The sequence below is a fragment of the Ensifer sp. NPDC090286 genome (genome assembly GCF_044769565.1).
GTDB lineage: Bacteria > Pseudomonadota > Alphaproteobacteria > Rhizobiales > Rhizobiaceae > Ensifer.
In genome coordinates, this window is sequence record NZ_JBIVYF010000013.1 from 36,650 (window position 1) to 53,631 (window position 16,982).

Annotated in this window: 18 protein-coding genes; 8 read left to right on the forward strand and 10 right to left on the reverse strand. The window is 59.7% G+C overall.

Features of this window, described 5'->3' with window-relative positions:
• Genes ACIQUG_RS34115 through traI form a run of 4 tightly spaced genes read right to left on the reverse strand, consistent with a single transcriptional unit; the run spans position 1 to position 2,274 of the window.
• On the reverse strand, positions 1 to 300 hold the full coding sequence (locus ACIQUG_RS34115) for a conjugal transfer protein TrbD (RefSeq protein WP_402326817.1): 300 nt from the start codon (positions 298 to 300) through the stop codon (positions 1 to 3).
• Positions 293 to 670: a TrbC/VirB2 family protein gene (locus ACIQUG_RS34120; protein WP_402326819.1), complete on the reverse strand. Its 378-nt coding sequence runs from the start codon at positions 668 to 670 to the stop codon at positions 293 to 295. The genes ACIQUG_RS34115 and ACIQUG_RS34120 overlap by 8 nt, the downstream gene beginning before the upstream one ends.
• Positions 660 to 1,637: a P-type conjugative transfer ATPase TrbB gene (gene trbB / locus ACIQUG_RS34125; protein WP_402326835.1), complete on the reverse strand. Its 978-nt coding sequence runs from the start codon at positions 1,635 to 1,637 to the stop codon at positions 660 to 662. The genes ACIQUG_RS34120 and trbB overlap by 11 nt, the downstream gene beginning before the upstream one ends.
• A 10-nt stretch (positions 1,638 to 1,647) precedes the next feature.
• Positions 1,648 to 2,274, reverse strand: a complete 627-nt coding sequence (gene traI, locus ACIQUG_RS34130) for an acyl-homoserine-lactone synthase TraI (protein ID WP_402326821.1) — start codon at positions 2,272 to 2,274, stop codon at positions 1,648 to 1,650.
• 374 nt (positions 2,275 to 2,648) lie between these two features.
• Between traI and repA the strand changes: the two genes are divergently transcribed.
• The 3 genes from repA (at position 2,649) to repC (ending at position 6,415) form a co-directional block, all read left to right on the forward strand.
• The gene (repA, locus tag ACIQUG_RS34135) at positions 2,649 to 3,866 is read left to right on the forward strand and encodes a plasmid partitioning protein RepA (RefSeq protein WP_402326836.1); all 1,218 of its coding nucleotides are present in this window, start codon (positions 2,649 to 2,651) and stop codon (positions 3,864 to 3,866) included.
• A 142-nt stretch (positions 3,867 to 4,008) separates the two neighbouring features.
• Positions 4,009 to 5,013, forward strand: a complete 1,005-nt coding sequence (gene repB, locus ACIQUG_RS34140; protein ID WP_402326822.1) for a plasmid partitioning protein RepB — start codon at positions 4,009 to 4,011, stop codon at positions 5,011 to 5,013.
• A gap of 187 nt (positions 5,014 to 5,200) precedes the next feature.
• Positions 5,201 to 6,415, forward strand: a complete 1,215-nt coding sequence (gene repC, locus ACIQUG_RS34145; protein WP_402326823.1) for a plasmid replication protein RepC — start codon at positions 5,201 to 5,203, stop codon at positions 6,413 to 6,415.
• 261 nt (positions 6,416 to 6,676) lie between these two features.
• On the opposite strand, the gene ACIQUG_RS34150 is transcribed toward repC, so the two are convergent.
• Positions 6,677 to 7,606, reverse strand: a complete 930-nt coding sequence (locus tag ACIQUG_RS34150; protein ID WP_402326824.1) for a LysR substrate-binding domain-containing protein — start codon at positions 7,604 to 7,606, stop codon at positions 6,677 to 6,679.
• A gap of 111 nt (positions 7,607 to 7,717) precedes the next feature.
• On the opposite strand from ACIQUG_RS34150, the gene ACIQUG_RS34155 reads away from it, so the two are divergent.
• The 3 genes from ACIQUG_RS34155 (at position 7,718) to ACIQUG_RS34165 (ending at position 10,283) form a co-directional block, all read left to right on the forward strand.
• Positions 7,718 to 8,470: a 3-oxoacyl-ACP reductase family protein gene (locus ACIQUG_RS34155; protein ID WP_402326825.1), complete on the forward strand. Its 753-nt coding sequence runs from the start codon at positions 7,718 to 7,720 to the stop codon at positions 8,468 to 8,470.
• Between the two features lie 26 nt (positions 8,471 to 8,496).
• Positions 8,497 to 9,096 carry an NADPH-dependent F420 reductase gene (locus tag ACIQUG_RS34160; RefSeq protein ID WP_402326826.1) on the forward strand — a complete coding sequence of 200 codons (600 nt, stop codon included), beginning with the start codon at positions 8,497 to 8,499 and terminating at the stop codon, positions 9,094 to 9,096.
• 1,004 nt (positions 9,097 to 10,100) lie between these two features.
• Entirely contained in the window at positions 10,101 to 10,283 is a 183-nt protein-coding gene (locus tag ACIQUG_RS34165) for a hypothetical protein (RefSeq protein WP_402326827.1), read from the forward strand.
• A gap of 713 nt (positions 10,284 to 10,996) precedes the next feature.
• Here ACIQUG_RS34165 and ACIQUG_RS34170 read toward each other — a convergent pair.
• The 5 genes from ACIQUG_RS34170 to ACIQUG_RS34190 all read right to left on the reverse strand — a co-directional run bounded on the left by ACIQUG_RS34170 (position 10,997) and on the right by ACIQUG_RS34190 (position 14,273).
• Positions 10,997 to 12,172: an ATP-binding protein gene (locus ACIQUG_RS34170; RefSeq protein WP_402326828.1), complete on the reverse strand. Its 1,176-nt coding sequence runs from the start codon at positions 12,170 to 12,172 to the stop codon at positions 10,997 to 10,999.
• Positions 12,173 to 12,271: 99 nt separating this feature from the next.
• Positions 12,272 to 13,429 (reverse strand): site-specific integrase, encoded by a 1,158-nt coding sequence (locus tag ACIQUG_RS34175; RefSeq protein ID WP_402326829.1) that lies wholly within the window; start codon positions 13,427 to 13,429, stop codon positions 12,272 to 12,274.
• Entirely contained in the window at positions 13,426 to 13,623 is a 198-nt protein-coding gene (locus ACIQUG_RS34180; protein ID WP_156134100.1) for a hypothetical protein, read from the reverse strand. The genes ACIQUG_RS34175 and ACIQUG_RS34180 overlap by 4 nt, the downstream gene beginning before the upstream one ends.
• A gap of 9 nt (positions 13,624 to 13,632) precedes the next feature.
• Positions 13,633 to 14,019, reverse strand: a complete 387-nt coding sequence (locus tag ACIQUG_RS34185; RefSeq protein ID WP_402326830.1) for a type II toxin-antitoxin system VapC family toxin — start codon at positions 14,017 to 14,019, stop codon at positions 13,633 to 13,635.
• Complete coding sequence (locus ACIQUG_RS34190; RefSeq protein ID WP_402326831.1) at positions 14,019 to 14,273, reverse strand: type II toxin-antitoxin system VapB family antitoxin; 255 nt, start codon at positions 14,271 to 14,273, stop codon at positions 14,019 to 14,021. The genes ACIQUG_RS34185 and ACIQUG_RS34190 overlap by 1 nt, the downstream gene beginning before the upstream one ends.
• Positions 14,274 to 14,825: 552 nt before the next feature.
• Here ACIQUG_RS34190 and istA point away from each other — a divergent pair.
• On the forward strand, positions 14,826 to 16,337 hold the full coding sequence (gene istA, locus ACIQUG_RS34195) for an IS21 family transposase (protein ID WP_402326837.1): 1,512 nt from the start codon (positions 14,826 to 14,828) through the stop codon (positions 16,335 to 16,337).
• A gap of 14 nt (positions 16,338 to 16,351) precedes the next feature.
• A partial coding sequence (gene istB, locus ACIQUG_RS34200) for an IS21-like element helper ATPase IstB (RefSeq protein WP_402326832.1) occupies positions 16,352 to 16,982 on the forward strand: 631 nt, incomplete at its 3' end.

Below are 16,982 nucleotides of genomic sequence, written 5' to 3' on the forward strand. Positions count from 1 at the left end.
TCAGTACCGGCGCCATGGCGAAGTGGTCGCTCTGTAGTAGGGCTTGTAGGAGATATGACGCAGGTAGGCCTGCCGCATCAGTGGGTCGGATTTCGCCATTTGGCGCAGCAACCCGACGATGGCGATCCAAACGCCGATACCGAAAAGCACGGAATAGGGAGTGAGCACGACGAAGATCAATATGACCGCAGCCAGGCCGGTGATCAGGACCAGTTCCCGGTCCGCGCCCATCAGAAGGTTCGGCCGCGAGAGTGCGCGATGAATGCGATTGCGATGAAGACCAGACCGATGTTCAGCCACGCGCGCCCTCCCCTTCAACCGAAGGCCGTTGTTTTGCGAGCGGTTCGGGCAATCCAATGGACGCGCCGGTTGCGCCAAAAAGGGCGACAATTTGCGTTGCACCGAGCAAGACGCCGGCGACAAGAACCACGTACATCAATCGTCGCGCGAAATCGTTCAGTTCGCCGCCGAAGATCAGCATACCACCGGCGATCGCGACGGCTGCGAGAGCGATGTAGCCGGCGACCGGGCCGGTGATGGACTCCTGAATTCTTTCAAGCGGCCCCTCCCACGGAAGACCGCCACCAGAACTGGCGAACGCTGGTGCGGTGGCTGAGAGAACTACCATCGTCGCAACAACTCCGAAGAGGGCCCTATTCTCAGGCGACATGCCGCGCCTCCTGTTCCTCAGTGAGTTCTTCGGATTCGATTTCGTATTCGCCGTTCGCGAACTGCTCGACATGGATCACATCGCGAACGCGCCGGCCGTGTGGCGTGCGTTCGATGGAGATGATGAGGTCGACCGCTTCTCCGATCACTTCCTGCATGGGCTGCTGGCTGGCTTCTGCCGTCAGTTGCTCCAGGCGACGCAAGGCAGACGTCGCGGTGTTCGAATGGATTGTCGCCACACCTCCGGGATGTCCGGTATTCCACGCCTTAAGCAGTGTCAGTGCCGCTCCGTCGCGAACCTCGCCGACAACGATACGGTCGGGTCGCAAGCGCATTGTGCTTTTCAGCAACCGAGCCATGTCGATTGCGTCGCTGGTGTGGAGGAGAACCGCGTTGTCGGCAGAGCACTGGATTTCGGCGGTGTCCTCGAGGATCAAGAGACGATCCTCAGGAGCACATTTGACGATCTCATTGATCACGGCATTGGCAAGTGTCGTCTTGCCCGAACCGGTTCCACCGGAAATGATGATGTTCAGGCGCGCACCTATGGCGCTCCTGATGGTGGTCGCCTGTGCTTCCGTCATGACGCCGGTACGCACATATTCGCCCAGCGGGATCATGCGTGACGCACGCCGGCGAATGGAAAACGTGGGCCTGGCGACGATCGGCGGCAACAAGCCCTCAAATCGATGGCCGCCGATCGGGAGTTCCCCGGAAATGATGGGCTGGGTGGCATCCACCTCCGACTGCAGGGCATGAGCGACCGTACCGATAACCATCTCAGCGGCAGCCGTGGACATTTCGCCGGCGGGTGCGACGCCTTGCCCGAGCCGTTCGATGAACAGCTTTCCATCCGGATTGAGCATAATCTCGACGACGGCGCTGTCGTCGAGTGCATTGCAGATCTGGTCGCCAAGCGCTTCCTGGAGTTTTCGAATGAGGCGGGGATGAGATCGAAGCTGTGTCATCGGCGCTTCCTCACGCGGCTTGGCCGAAAGGGCCAGAAATCTGAGAGTGGTAGCCGGGAGGACGAAGCTTGATAAATGTGTCCGCATCCGCCGACAGAATGCCTGCGACTGCCACGGTATTTCCGATGTTTCTTGGTTCGCCAAGGCGCCGAAGCCGCCATCCGACACGAGAGAGGATCCGTTCCAACCGGAGATCTGTCACGGTTACGATTTCGGTGAAATTGTTCGCGATGGACCACTCGATGATGCCGGCAAACATTGCGAGCGTTGCCTCGTGGACCGAGCCCCCTGCTCCTCCCTCCTCGAGAGCGGTGTCCACGCAGAAGCGCGAGCTTTCGATCATGGAGGAGTGAGCGGCAAGCCGGCCATGAGGGAGAAGCGAAGGGAAAACATCGGCCAGCATGGTGGGGCCGAGCGCCGGAAGAAGCCTGGCGCAACCAATCACCCGTGCAGCGTCGGAGATACCCAGAATGTAGGTCGGTTGAAGTTCGTCGAAACGATCCCGTTCGCATCCGTCGGAAACTTGGACATCCCAACCCATCCGATCAGAAAACACACGAGCCCGCAGTTGATGTTGGGCGTGTAGAAGTCTTGCCTCGTCTTTGTTTCGGGGCGTTGAAATCGCGCGGATCTGCATGAACTCCTCCCATCGACCTCGATCGGAAAGAAGTCAGCACGAATCGCATTGAGGCGGCAGTTGTAGGATTCAACAAGGTCGTTCCGGACTGAGTCGCATGGTGAGTCCTTGGGCGGGATTAAAGATTGGGGTTTCGAAGCCAGCTCTCGGGCGCACGTCTTGCAGGATTCACAGTAAAACCTATGGTGAACAAAATGAGCCGGACGGATTGTTAATGGATTGATTCAAAGAGGATATTCGGTTTAGACGCTTCGCAAGATTGCCGCGCCGTTAACCATCGATTAACCATTAAGTCCTTGCCAAGAAATGCCTTTTGCGTATCGTCACGATAAATATGCCGAACTGGCGAAAAAACCGTGACGAGAGATATCAGCGTGAGCGTGGCGAGAAACCAACACCTTGAAGCTTTGCCCAGTGTCGACGAGACGATTGGCGAGCAGGCCGATCTTCTAAGTTCACAGCTCCGGTCGATGAGCGAGGCGCTGTTCCCGCCAACGGCGAACAAAATTCTGCGGAAGTTCACGTCCGGGGAAGCCGCCCGTCTGATGAAGGTATCTGATTCTACCCTTCGGAAGATGACGCTTGCTGGCGAGGGACCGCAGCCCCAGACCACGAGCAACGGCCGCCGGCTATATACATTGCCGGAAATCAATCAGATCAGGCATCTCCTGGCGCAATCGACGCGCGGACGGGAAAGCATCGACTTTGTTCCTCATCGCCGCGCCGGCGAACATCTCCAGGTTTTGGCTGTAACGAACTTTAAGGGTGGGTCGGGCAAGACAACCACTTCGGCGCACTTGGCACAGTATCTGGCGCTTCAGGGCTACCGGGTTCTCGCTGTAGATTTGGATCCCCAAGCCAGTTTGTCCGCGCTGCTTGGAGTTCTTCCCGAGCTCGATGTCGCGTCCAACCAGACCCTTTATGCCGCGATCCGATATGACGATGAGCGTCGGAAGTTGTCTGAAGTGATCCGCAAGACCTATTTTGACGGCCTCGATCTCGTGCCGGGCAACCTTGAATTGATGGAGTTTGAGCATACGACGCCAAGGGCGCTGAGCGCTGGATCGACTGGCGAAACACTGTTCTTTGCTCGCGTGGCGGCGGCACTCGACGAGGTGGCCGACAACTACGATATCGTCGTGATCGATTGCCCTCCCCAACTCGGTTTTCTCACATTGAGCGGCTTGTGCGCTGCTACCTCCATGATCGTGACCGTGCATCCGCAGATGCTCGATATTTCATCGATGAGCCAGTTCCTCTTGATGACGCGCGATCTTCTGGGTGTCGTCCGGGATGCAGGCGGCGACCTGAAGTATGACTTTATCCGCTACCTCCTGACGCGTTTCGAACCTCAAGATGCGCCCCAGACGAAGGTGGCGGCGCTTCTGCGAAACCTGTTCGACGATCACGTGCTCACAAACCCGATGGTCAAATCCGCAGCCGTTTCGGACGCCGGACTGACGAAGCAGACGCTTTATGAGATTGGCCGCGAGAATCTGACGCGGTCCACCTATGACCGCGCAATGGAAGCGCTTGACGCAGTCAATTCCGAGGTGGAGACCTTGATCAAGCAAGCGTGGGGCCGAGCGTAATGCATCCTCTCGAAATCACGAGCGCGGGATCAATGCCCCCTGCGGCGCCTTCGAGAATGCGTGTGCGCGCTTCGCTCGTGGGCACACCAGAGGCATTCAACAATCGTACAGGTTCAAGTGACTTCAACACAGGTGAGGCGACATGAGCAGGCGAGACTCGATTGACTCTCTCTTCCTGAAGAAGCCAGTTGCGGCAGCGTCTTCCGCATCGAAATCTGCCGACCGCGTGCGAACAGGTGCAATCTCAGCAATGGGAACCTCGCTGCACGAGATGGCCGAGAACGCGAAGCAGGCTACAAGACTTCAGCAGCAGTTGGCTGAAGGCGAAGCTGTCATCTCGATCGAGACGGGATCAGTCGATAGCTCCAAGATCTTGGATCGCATTCCCATCGACGTTGATTCAGCCTTCGACGCACTTGTCGAGAGCATCGCAGAACACGGACAACAGGTCCCGATCCTTGTTCGGCCGAACCCGCAGGATTCCGGCCGCTTCCAGATTGCCTACGGTCGTCGTCGATTGAAGGCCGCCGAGAAGCTGGGCCGACCAGTCAGGGCAATCGTACGAAACCTCTCTGATAGCCAGCTCTACATCGCCCAGGGCCGCGAAAACCTCGACCGCAAGGATCTGTCGTTCATTGAAAAGGCGTTCTTCGCGAAGAACCTAGAAGATGGCGGATGCGATCGCCCGACGATTATTGCCGCGCTGGCTGCAGATAAGGCAGATGTGAGCCGCTACATAGCAATCGCACGTCAGATACCTGAGGACCTGGTGAGAAAGATCGGTCCGGCGGCAAAAGCTGGGCGCGCGCGTTGGCTGGCGCTGGCTGATCATCTCTCCTCCCCCGAGAGGCTGGCCGCTGCGCACGAACTCCTCGCGAAATACGCGCAGAACCAGCTTGAGAGCGATGCACGTCTAGACGCTCTGCTTCGTGCAATGCTTAAGCCTACCAAGAACTCGAAGCCTGACAGAGAAGACTGGCGCACCCCGCATGGAAAGCGCGGAGCTCAAATCGAGGCGCGCGAGGGGAAGACAACGATTACCTTCGACGAGAATTCGGTCCCGGCTTTCGCACAGTTCGTATCGGGTAAGCTGGACATCCTGTTCAAGGAATTCCAACAGCTTAAAGGCGAGGGAGAGAACCTATGAAATAAGCGTGTGATGGTTTGGTAGATCGCACTCACACGGCAAAGAAAAAGCCCCCCGAAACGAATTCCGAAGAGCCTTCTCCACTTTGGTCGGTTGAGAGAATCGCACTTCCCGGAATCCCCGTCAAGAGTTTTTGGCACTGTCTTCGGTGAGCGTTTTTCTGTTGCCTCTCGAAAGGTGAAGAAAAATGCAGAGTGGTTATGTGACGACGCCTTTTGGGCGGCGGCCGATGACGCTTGCCCTCGTGAAAAATCAATTCGCCGCGGCGGACATCGAGGAAGGCAAATCAGTCGACAAGTGGAAGGTTTATCAGGATGCCTGCGCAGCACGTTCCCTTCTGGGCGTGCGCGACCGGGCACTGGCAGTGCTCAGCGCGCTTCTGTCCTTTTACCCCGCGAACGATCTGAGCGAAGCTTCCAACCTCATCGTGTTTCCCTCCAACGCGCAGCTGACAGCACGCGCGAACGGAATTGCAGGTACGACCCTGCGGGAGAACCTGGCGATCCTGGTACAAGCCGGGCTTATTCATCGCCACGACAGCCCTAACGGCAAGCGCTACGCCCGCAAAGATCGCGATGGCACGATCGAAGCTGCATATGGTTTCAGCCTGGCGCCCCTGCTTGCGCGCTCGGAAGAGATCGCTCTCTTGGCTCAACAGGTCAATGACGAAATCCGTCGGCTGAGAGTGATCAAGGAGAAGGTTACGATTACCAGGCGCGATGTGCGCAAGCTCATATCTGCCGCGATCGATGAGGGGGCCTCGGGTGATTGGGAAAGCATCGAAGCACAGTTCATTGCGATAGTGGCGAAGCTACGGACGGCGAAAGAAGCGGCGGACTTCACAGTGTGCCTCGACGAGCTCGTCCTTTTGCACGAAGGTATCGTCAACCTGTTGGAAGTACAGCTTATTTCGGAAAAAAGCGCTATCAATGGCGACGAAATCCGTCAGCACATACAGAATTCAAATACCGAATCTAAAATTGAACTTGAACCTAGCTCACGAAACGAGCTGGGGGCGAAGTCGCGGGAAGAACCGCTAAGTCGTAAGGATGCGGTCTCGGCGTTTCCTCTGGGCATGGTTCTGAGAGCTTGCCCGCAGATAGCGGACTACGGGCAAGCTGGCCGAGTTGAGAGCTGGCGCGATTTGATGAGTGCCGCGGTAGTCGTCCGGTCTATGCTCGGAGTTTCGCCGTCGGCCTATCAGGAAGCTTGCGAAATCATGGGGCCTGAGAATGCGGCGGTCGTTATTGCCTGCATTCTTGAGCGAGCTGGACACATCAACTCTGCGGGAGGATATCTCCGGGACCTTACCGGGCGCGCGGCAAAGGGAGAATTTAGCCTGGGGCCGATGCTGATGGCGCTTCTGCGAACGGGGGGCGCAGTGCAGCTCAGATCGGCGTAACCCCTGCCCTTCCGAGCACGGGCAGCCACAGCGAAAAAGCCGAAGTCCCAGCCCCCGCGCCCGAGGGTATATGTGGCAGATCAGCAGCGAGGTTCCCTACGAAGATGAAATCGAGCCGGCCGCTAGCGAATGCCGCTGCTGATCAAGGGTCGACCAACCGCAATGGACAGCCCCAGTCCTCGACGAAAAATGACGCGGGGGCTGCTCGTTTTCGCAAGAGCCGCGGCGGCATTGTCCGGAATGTGCCGCGGTCGGCTGACATTAGCCCAACGTACCGGCAAATCGTTCTGGCCACCTTTCGCGTTGAGCGATCTCGCCGATGAAATCGATGAACACGCGGGTTTTGGTGGGGAGCAAGGTGCGGCTCGCATAGTAAATCGAAATCGGACCGGCATCGGCGTACCAGGCAGAGTTCAGCCGGACAAGCTCGCCGTTCTCCAGGTGCGGCAGGGCGTCAGGCTTCGCGATCATGGCGACACCAAGCCCGAGGACCGCGGCGGACCGCATTGCGGCCGGGTCGTTGACGACGATCCTTTCCTTCAACACCGCTGGCAGTTCGTCGCCCGGGAAGTTTCTCATCTGCCATTGTCGAACCCGCCCAGTGCGCATCGAGCGCATCACGATGCCGTCCAACTCAATCAGGCCCGACGGGTCGTGAGGCGGGACCCGGTCCTGCATGTACGACGGCGAGGCGACAGCGATGATGTGGGCCGAGGCCAACGTCTTCGCGATGATGCCCGGTGTGAGCTCGAACCCTCCACCGATTGCAGCGTCGTAGCCTTCGGCGATCAGGTCCACCTGACGGTTTTCAAACATCCATTCAGGCCTGATCAGCGGGTATCGACGCATGAATTCTGGCAAGGTCGGAAGAATGTATTCAACTCCAAATGTCGGACTCATACTGAGCCTCAGCACGCCCGCTGGTTCGGCTTGATCGTTGGATGCCTCGGCAATGGCACCTTGGAGCCTTTCCAAGTGGTCGCGGACAGAATGAAGGAATCGCTCGCCAGCCTCTGTGAGCGTCAGACTTCGGGTGCTGCGCTGGAAGAGCCGAAGCTTCAAGTTGGATTCGAGGGTTGCGACGTTCCTGCTGACAGCCGCTGGCGTCAACCCCAGCCTGCGGGCCGCTGAAGAGAAGCTTCCAAGCTCGGCACTGCGGACGAAGGATTCCAGATTAGCCAATGTTTCCATAATGCAGCTTTCAATGATTGCTTGAAATTAATAACAGTCAATACCGTCTAATCATAGAGGAATAAGAGGGCGATATTCACTCCATCGAAACCAAGCAATGGAGTGATCGCAATGACCAAAACCTCTCTGAAATTGTCCGGCAAAACCGCTCTCGTCACGGGTGGCTCACGCTCTATCGGCGCGGCAATCGCTAAGCGTCTTGCGGCAGATGGAGCCGCGGTCGCCATCACCTACAGCGCTTCTCCCGAGAAGGCAGCGTCAGTCTTGAAGGAAATCGAAAACGCAGGCGGCCGTGCCATCGCCCTACATGCCGACTCCGGAAATCCTGACTCCGTGCGGGCCGCGGTGGCCAAGACCGAGGAAACGTTCGGTTCGATCGACATCCTCGTCAACAATGCAGGTATCGCGCTCGGCGGTCCGATCGAGGACATCAAGTTCGAAGACTACGAGCGCATGATCGCGGTCAACGTGACGGGTGTGTTCGTCGGCACGCAGGAGGCTGCCCGCCGCATGAAATCGGGCGGCCGCATCATTCACATCGGCTCTTCCATGGTCCGCTACGCAGCCTTTCCGACTGCCTCGCTCTACACGCTGACGAAGGGCGCTGTCGCCGGCTTCAACCGCAGCCTCGTGCGAGACCTCGGTCCCAAGGGCATCACTGTGAACACCGTACACCCCGGCCCGACCGACACCGACATGAACCCCGATGGCGGTCCAGTCTCGAAGATCGTCGGCCCCGGTATGGCGATCGGCAGATACGGCAAGGACTACGAGATCGCCAGTGTCGTGGCTTATCTCGCAAGCCCCGAGGCTGCCTTCGTAACGGGTGCTGACATCGTGGCCGACGGCGGCTTCACCGCCTGATCATCTATCCATCCAGGAGACCCCCCATGTCTATTGGCATCATTGGAGCCGGCGAGATCGGCTCCGCATTCGCCCGCGCGCTTGCCCGGAACGGTATCGCCGCAACGATCTCCAACAGCCGTGGTCCCGACACATTGCGGGACTTCGCGCAAGAACTGACGCCACACATCGCGGCAGGCACGATCGAAGAAGCGGCCAAGGCTGATCTCGTCCTGGTCGCCGTGCCTTGGTCGAAGTTGCCGAAGGCATTGGCGGGTCTTCCTGATTGGGATGGGCGCATCGTTATCGACGCCAACAACCCGATCGAGCGTCCGCTCTTCCAGCCGGCCGAACTCAATGGCCGACTGTCGACGGAAGTGTTCGCTGGCCTGGTGCAAGGCGCTCGTGTCGTAAAGGCGTTCAACCATCTCCCTCCGCATCTGCTCTCTGGCGATCCGCGTGCTGAGGGTGGAAGCCGCGTCCTCTTCTATTCGGGGGACGACGCGAGGTCGAAGGCTCAAGTAGGCGCACTGATCGCCAAGCTGGGCTTCGCGGGGATCGATCTCGGTCCGGTCGCAATCGGTGGAAAGCTGGTGCAGTTCCCCGGCGGTCCGCTCCCCGCACTCAATCTCGTGAAATTTGGATGACTGACTTCGGCGGGGAGCATACGCTTCGGGGCTCAAGTGCTTGCTGAACGGATTGGCTTGTCATCACAAGTGACGCTCGAGTGACCGGCTGCTGCAATTGTGCGCATGAGTTACAGGGAGGGAGCATCGGCCGCTCCCTCCGGACTGCGAGGTTCAGTTCGCCCTACTCGGCGCCGGTGCGCCACTAGGGTCTTGGATGTCGGCATTGCTTCGCTGGTTCAACCGTCGCAAGTTGTCACATCCCCTCCCCTGCCCGCATAGTCGACGACACCGTTGCAATCTGAAGCATGTGTGCGGCGGCGGCCAATGGGAACGCAGGAACGCGACAGTCCTCGTCTGACTGGAGAATCTGAACCGGGTAGCACCGACGTGACGAGCCCGTAGATTGGCGGTGACGTCTACTTCCCTCGACGGACGCGCTGACCGTTATCAGGGTTGCTTTGTTGGGAGCTCCCAACAGAAGTTCTTCCGCTCGCCCGCGCAAGTTTACGCGAGACCCAAGAGCCACTGTGGCGAGGGTTCAGATCGCCTTGATGCGCCGGGTCCCCTTGTTCCCGATGGCCATTGCGGAACTCCGCGTCCTGGAAGAATTTGGATAGCCGCCGCCTATCCTGTTGGGAGCTCCCAACAGACGGCGCGACAAGCCAACAGAGCGCCGCTTGGCGAGGCATGTGACGGGAACACGCCACATTTTAATCGACGCGCCAGTTCTCAGAGGGAACAATCGGTGGAAGCCGTGGCGAGGGCGTCCGGCAATCTGAGCGTCGGCGACCTCCCGCAACACGTGCTCCTCACTGAGGTGATAAAGCAGGGCAGTTTCAGGAACCAGGGGAAGCTTTGACCTCGGTGCTGCCCGAGACGCTCTGCTGTCCTTGCACGTCTTTTCGCCAACGCGATTATACTAGGACGACCGGCCTTAAGTTGGTTGCCTGTGGCAGGTTTAGTGAGCCCCGAGTGCACCCCAGATCGCGCAGGTCGCGCGGGCTTTGGCCCGCGAGGTAGGAGTGATCGCGAAGTCGCTTTCGGCACTCGATCTGCCTGAAGAGCTCCGAGCATTCCGTCTTCCGGCCGCGCTCGATCTTGAAGGCGAAGGCGATCTGCTGGTGCTCGGCCAAGGCTGCGACTGCCCTCGAATGGATGCGACCGATACCAGCCGCGTGGGGCGAAGGGGGGCCTCGACCGTTTGATACCTGCAAGTAGGGGAACGGCCGCGGCGAATAGTTCAGTGTCGCCTTCCTGGGTACCTTGCCTTTGTGGGACCTAAGCCATGCGCCGAAAACATAGCGGATCTGGGTCCGCCTGCTTGCAACCTGTCATCAGGATCGAATCGGCCGACGGGGGCGTTAGCATCGGCCGGTCGCGTTGGAAGCCGGTTCAGCGCCGATGCTCCGTCCTGGGGCCAGCACTTCAACGCACCTACTGGTCGGCCAATCAGGATCACGTTTTCATCATCACCGCTGGTCGACCGATCGATGATGGGGGTAGTCCGAGCGCCTGCTAGGAGCCCGCGAGATCATTGCTGCGTGCATTCTCGAGAGGGAAGGGCAAATCGTATCGGTCGGCGGTCAATTGCGCGACCTGACGCGGAACGCGGGGAGTTTTCAATTAGGCCGATGCAGATAACGTACATGAGAGCCAATGGGGCAACGGCCAAACAGGTTGGATAGAACAGTTGAAGCGGTGATGACCGCTCCGTTATGGATTGTTTTCATGAGTGATAGGCGTCCTTCTATAGCTCGCTCTTGGCGGAGAACATGAGGTATCGCGACTGAATCTATCGCTCATTCGTATCGATAAAAAGGGCAGTAGCGACAACTGAGCAATGCGGGTATCGCCGTGGGCGGTTTCGGCGAAGGGGCCGACCCTCGCAGAGGGTTAGCGCTCATCGAAGCCGCTCGACTCAAAGGGATCCGGCGAGATCTCGTAAGAGTTTTCCTGCGATGGGAAGCGGCATTGCTTGGACTGTTTCGCTCAGAGGGTAGGTTTCAGGTCCGGGATAGATCACCAGTCGCCGTTCGGGATCTATCGCCTCACAGGCGAGATAGAACCCCTTTTCGAGTTTTGGAGTGAGGCTGCGTTTGATTTCGATTGCCCAGGGTCGCCCGCCGGGCGGTGTTACGAGGAGATCAATCTCAGCGCCCGCTGCCGTCCGATAGAAGTTCAGTTGGGTGCCGTACGGCACGGCTCCGGAGAGGGTTTCAATGACGAAACCTTCCCAGCTCGCGCCCGCGACGGGATGCCCGAGGACTTGTTCTTGGTTCGTCAGACCCAGAAGGGTGTGAGCTATGCCACTGTCGCGAACATACACGCGCGGCGATTTTACCAGGCGCTTTCCCACATTGGAGTGCCAAGGTTCTAGCCGCCGAACCAATAGGAGGTCGACAAGGAGGTCTAGATAGCTCGCAACGGTCTTGCCATCGACCCCAAGCGCGCGGGCGAATTCGGCGGCATTTAGGAGGCCCGATTGATGATGCGCGAGCATCGTCCAGAACCGCCTGAGCGTTTCGGCCGGGATCCGAGGGCCGAACTGGGGAATGTCGCGCTCAAGATATGTTCGAATGAAGTCTTGTCTCCAGCGAGAGCTGGCGCGTTCGTTGACGGCGAGAAAGCTGTCTGGAAAGCCTCCTCGAACCCATAGAGGGTTGATATCCTTTTCGGCTACCTCGAGGCCGTCGATCGGATGCATCTCAAGATAGGCGATGCGGCCGGCAAGACTTTCTCCGGACTGCTTCAGAAGATCGATGGAAGCTGAGCCCAGCAGAAGAAACTGCCCAGAACGTTTGCCTTTTCGGCGCCCCCGATCGATTAAGCCACGCAGGTTTTGAAAGAGATTGGGTAGCCTATGAACCTCGTCCAGGATGACAAGCTTGTCGGCATGCTGTTCGAGGTAGAGCTCGGGTTCGCTCAGTTTAGCGCGATCGGCATCGGATTCGAGATCAAGATAGATTGATTGCCGCTGCTCAGCGGTTGCGAGAGCGAGCGTCGTTTTCCCAACCTGGCGCGGTCCAATGAGTGCGACGGCGGGGTTCGTATCGATAAGTTCTGCGAGTGTGGAAGCTATTTGGCGCTCAATCATCCTTGCATTTATGGAGTTCCATTCCAGAAATGCAAGGTAAAGATGATGGCGAATGCGGTTTCTGGCTTCTGCGTGCGGGAAGTGAACGTCGGCGCAGCCTCAAAGCACTAATCTTGCCGCTCGTCCTTGCTTGCGTTCTGCGTCGTTGTAGTAGCGAGCTGCCTGCGTCACCGACCTATGCAATGACTGCTGCATGGCTTCGGGCAGGGGGATACCGCGGTTGGCGGCTTCGGTCAGGTAGCCGGACCGAAGGCCATGCGCCGAGAACAGCGCCGGATCGAATCCGGCCTGTTTGCAACGGGTCTTCAGGATCAGGTTGACCGACTGAGGGGTCAGCGCCCGTCGGTCAATATTTCCCCATTGATCAATGCGTCGGAACACCGGGCCTTCTTTGACGTTCGCCTGCTCGAGCCAGTGCTTTAGCGCGACCACCGGCCGGCCAATCAGAACGACGTTTTCATCGTCGTCGCTGGTTGTCGTCTTGGTGCGGCCGAGGCGGATCGACAGGCAGGGCAGGGGAGGGGAGTTCGCGTCGTTCGGATCGGCACGAACAGGGTCTTCGTCGACAAGATCCTCGACGCGCAGGGCCGCCACTTCCGATCGCCGCCGCCCGCCGGAGGCAAACGCTGCTAGAAGCAGCGCCCGGTCGCGCAGGTCGACCAGGCGCTCGCCGGCGCAGGCCTGCAGCAGTTCTGCCAGAATGTCGGCGGTGACGGCCTTCTTGCTTTTGCGCTGTCGCGGTCGAGCGCTGGCGCGCACGGCAAGGCGCAAGGCAGATTTGAGCGAAGGGCCGTTGAAGGCACCGGTGAGCCCGCGCCAGCGGGTGAGGATCGACCAGGTGGTCAGGCGTCGCCGCACCGTGTCCGGCGCATGGGGGCCTTTCGCGCGCAGCAGGCGGCTTTCCCGCAAGCCGGCCTCGACATCGGCCGGCATGCCATGATCGGCATCCTCGGCGCGCTTGAGGGGATCCCAAAGGTGGTGGGCGACAAATTTCAGCAGCAGGCTTTCGGGTGCGGGCCAGGGCAGGGGGCTGCCGGTGGCAAGCTGACACCAGGCCCCGAGATAGCCAAGATCGGAGGCAAGTGCGCGCAGCGTGTTGTCGCCCATGCCTTCGCCAGCGAGATGCTTGAGCGTCGCGACGTCGTCGTCGGTGAGCAGGGAAGCGAGCTGGTCACGCCGATCGAAGGGCAGGATGGAATCGAGCGCGTCGAGTTCTTCGGCGCGTTTTAGGGTGGATGCTGAGGAGGCTTCGCTCATTTCGGCAGGCCGTTGATATCGTAGAGATCGCCGTGAGCCGACGTCATGCGGCGCACCGAACCCGGGATGCTTTCTGCGGCACACAGCCATACGTCTTCGATCGAGGCGGATCCTCCGCTCTGGCTCAGCTTGGCGCCTTGTGTAGTCGCCGACACATCAGCGGGCGCTTTTGCTGGCTCGGTTTGAGCTGCCATGGACAAACCTCACGCCGCATCGATGTCGGTTTGCGAAAAATCGTTGCCCTTGTAGAGGAGTGGTTCTCCGGAAAGCGCGGCAAGAGCATAGGAAAAGCAGTCGCCGTAGTTGAGGCTGGCCGGATGACGGCCCTTGCCAAAACGCCGCCAGGCGCGTCGCGCGCGATCAGCATGGTCGGCTGTAACTGGGACGATTTCGACTTCGGCCTTGTAGAGCCAGAGGTCGAGATCGGCACCTGCGGCCTCCCCAAGTCGAGTTTCGATCACCATGGCTGCCTCTAGGACGGTCGCAGCGGAGATGAGCCTGACGGGGTCGTCTGCAATGCGCTCGCGGAAAGCCGCCGCTTCCGGCTCATTGAAAGCAATGGCGGCAAGGACGGAGGTATCGATGACCATCAGGATGGCAGTCCGTTCTCGTCGTATCCGAGAATCTCATCGGCTGTGCGGCTGTCGAGAACGGGCCGAGCGTTCCAGCGTCGCTGGATCGCTTCGAGATCCTCGAGGAGAGCGGATTTGCGCATGTCAGAGCCAAGCCGTCGCAGGCGCTCTTCAAGCGCGCGCTTGGTGGCCAGTGTGATGCTTTCGCCGGTCCGTTCGGCAAGCGTGCGGGCCAGCTGCTCGGTGTCGTGGTCTTTGATGCTCAGCGCCATTCCGCCTCCGAGGTTCCTATGTTTCTATATTCTACCTAGATAGCACAATCGCTGTGCACGGGCAATGCGAGGCGTTGGCGTAAGCGGCCGTCGCTGAAAGCGTGTTTTCCGAGGGTCCTGACGGTGTTGTGATACAGAATTATGTGATTTCCGACTCCAAATCCTTCACTATCGATACTTGATACGTATCGATAGTGATGCGCAACGAAAAAAGGCGTTCAGATGACGGAAAGTAATCGCGTAGTGACTTCCGTTTGTGAATTTTATGGCATTGATTCATATGGTTAATAAGCGCCTAACGACGCCATCCCCGTCGATCGCCGCCCCTGCGATCGCGAAACCTGACTGCCCGCCTTCGCGTGCGGATTCCGACGTGAAGCCGGCCGGCATTCCGATCAATATCCGGCCACCGTTCCGATTTGAAGCCGGCCACGATTCCAATCAATTACCGGCCGGATTTCGGCACTAACGATCCCCTCTGGGTCAGCAACTTTGGCATCAAGCCTCCCGATACACGGGGAGATTTTGATGCCGGCAAAGAGAAAGCTGACCATGAGACAATTACGACAGATGCTCCGGCTCGCCGGAAGCGGAACCAGCAGCCGCGAGATCGCAGTGATCCTCGGCGTTGCCCGCAGCACCGTGCAGGATAACCTGAAGCGGGCAGCCATGGCGGGGCTGAGCTGGCCATTGCCAGGAGACCTGACCGACGATGCTCTGGAGCATCGGCTTTTCATCCGCGCCGGCGTCAAACAGGGCCAGCGGCGACGTCACGAACCGAACTGGGCGGAGTTTGCCATCGAGCTGAAGAAGCCTGGCGTGACACTGCTGATCCTGTGGGAGGAGTATCGCAGCGTCCATCCCGACGGTTATGGCTATAGCCGCTTCTGCGAGCTGTTCCGCGGTTTCGAGCAGCGCCTGTCGCCGACGATGCGCCAGGAGCATGCGGCCGGCGACAAAGTCTTCGTCGACTATTCCGGCAAGCGGGTGCCGATCGTCGATCGCAAGACTGGCGAGATCCGCGAGGCGGAGTTGTTTCTCGGCGTGCTCGGCGCGTCGAGCTACACCTTCGCCGAGGCCACCTGGACCCAGACCTTGCCGGACTGGGTCGGCTCACATGTGCGCATGTTCGCCTTTTTCGGCGGTGTGCCCCGCCTGGTCGTGCCCGACAATCTGAAGTCCGGCGTCAGCCGCGCCAGCTTTTACGATCCCGAGATCAACCGCAGTTACGGCATGATGGCGTCTCACTATGGTGTCGGCGTTCTGCCGGCGCGGCCGCGGCGTCCGAAGGACAAGGCCAAGGTCGAGAACGGTGTGCGCTTCGCCCAGAGCTGCATTCTCGGTCGCTTGCGCAAGCAGACTTTCTTCTCGCTCGCCGAGGCCAATGCCGCGATCACCGAGGTGCTGGAGCGCATCAACAATCATGTCATGCGCCGGTTGAGTGTCAGCCGCCGGCATCTCTTCGAGACGGTGGAGCGCGCGGCGCTCGCAAGCTTGCCCGCCGAGGAGTACGAGTTCGCTGAATGGCGCTTTGCACGGGTCTCGACGGACTACCATGCCGAGTTCAAGACCTTCTTCTATTCCGTCCCGCACGCGCTCATTCGCCAGCAGGTCGATATCCGGGCGACCGCGCGGATGATCGAGATCTTCCACCGCGGCAAACGCGTCGCGGTCCATCAGCGCCGCTATGGCGGGCCGCGCTATGGAACAGACCCGGCGCACATGCCGAGCTCCCACCGCCGATACGCCGAATGGACGCCGGAGCGCTTCCGGCGCTGGGGCGCGTCCATCGGTCCGCAGACCGAAGGGCTGATCGTCGCCATTCTCGCCAGCCGGCCACATCCCGAGCAGGGCTTCAGAACCTGCCTCGGCATCCTGCGCCTCTATCGCGACATCGGCCGCGAGCGCGCCGAGGCCGTTTCGGCACGGGCCGTCGAGATCGGCGGCCTGACCTGCAAGACGATTGCCTCGCTCATCGCCACCCACAAGGCCACCAGACATTCCACCGAACCCGCCGCCGTCATGGAACACGCCAATCTGCGTGGCCCCGGCTACTTTCATTGAGGAGACACCAATCGATGCTGACCAATCCGACCATCGATATGCTGCGCGAACTCGGCCTGACAGGCATGGCCAGTGCCTATCAGGAACTCGAGGCGCAAACGGAAGCGAGACACCTCGAGCATGGCGAATGGCTTGCACTGCTGCTCGAACGCGAGGCGACCACACGCCGCCAGAAGCGCTTCGAGGCGAGAGCCCGCGCCGCAAAGCTGCGCCATGACGCCCAGGTCGAGAACATCGACTTCCGCGCCGCCCGCGGCCTCGATCGCAATCTCTTCCTGAAGCTCGCCAACTGCGACTGGATCAGGCAACACCACAGCCTCTTGCTGATTGGACCCGCCGGCGTCGGCAAGAGCTGGCTGGCCTGTGCGCTCGGACACAAGGCCTGCCGCGAGGACTTCTCCGTCGCCTATCATCGCCTGCCCAGGCTGTTCGCCACGCTTGCGCTCGCGCGCGGCGACGGCCGTTATCCCAAGGTCCTCAAGGCGCTCGCCAGAACCGACCTGCTCATCCTCGACGACTGGGGGCCCGAGAAGCTCAACGACGAGCAGCGGCGCGATCTCCTGGAGATCGTCGAGGACCGCTACGAGAAGCGATCCACCATCGTCACCAGCCAGGTGCCCGTCGATCACTGGTATGACATGATCG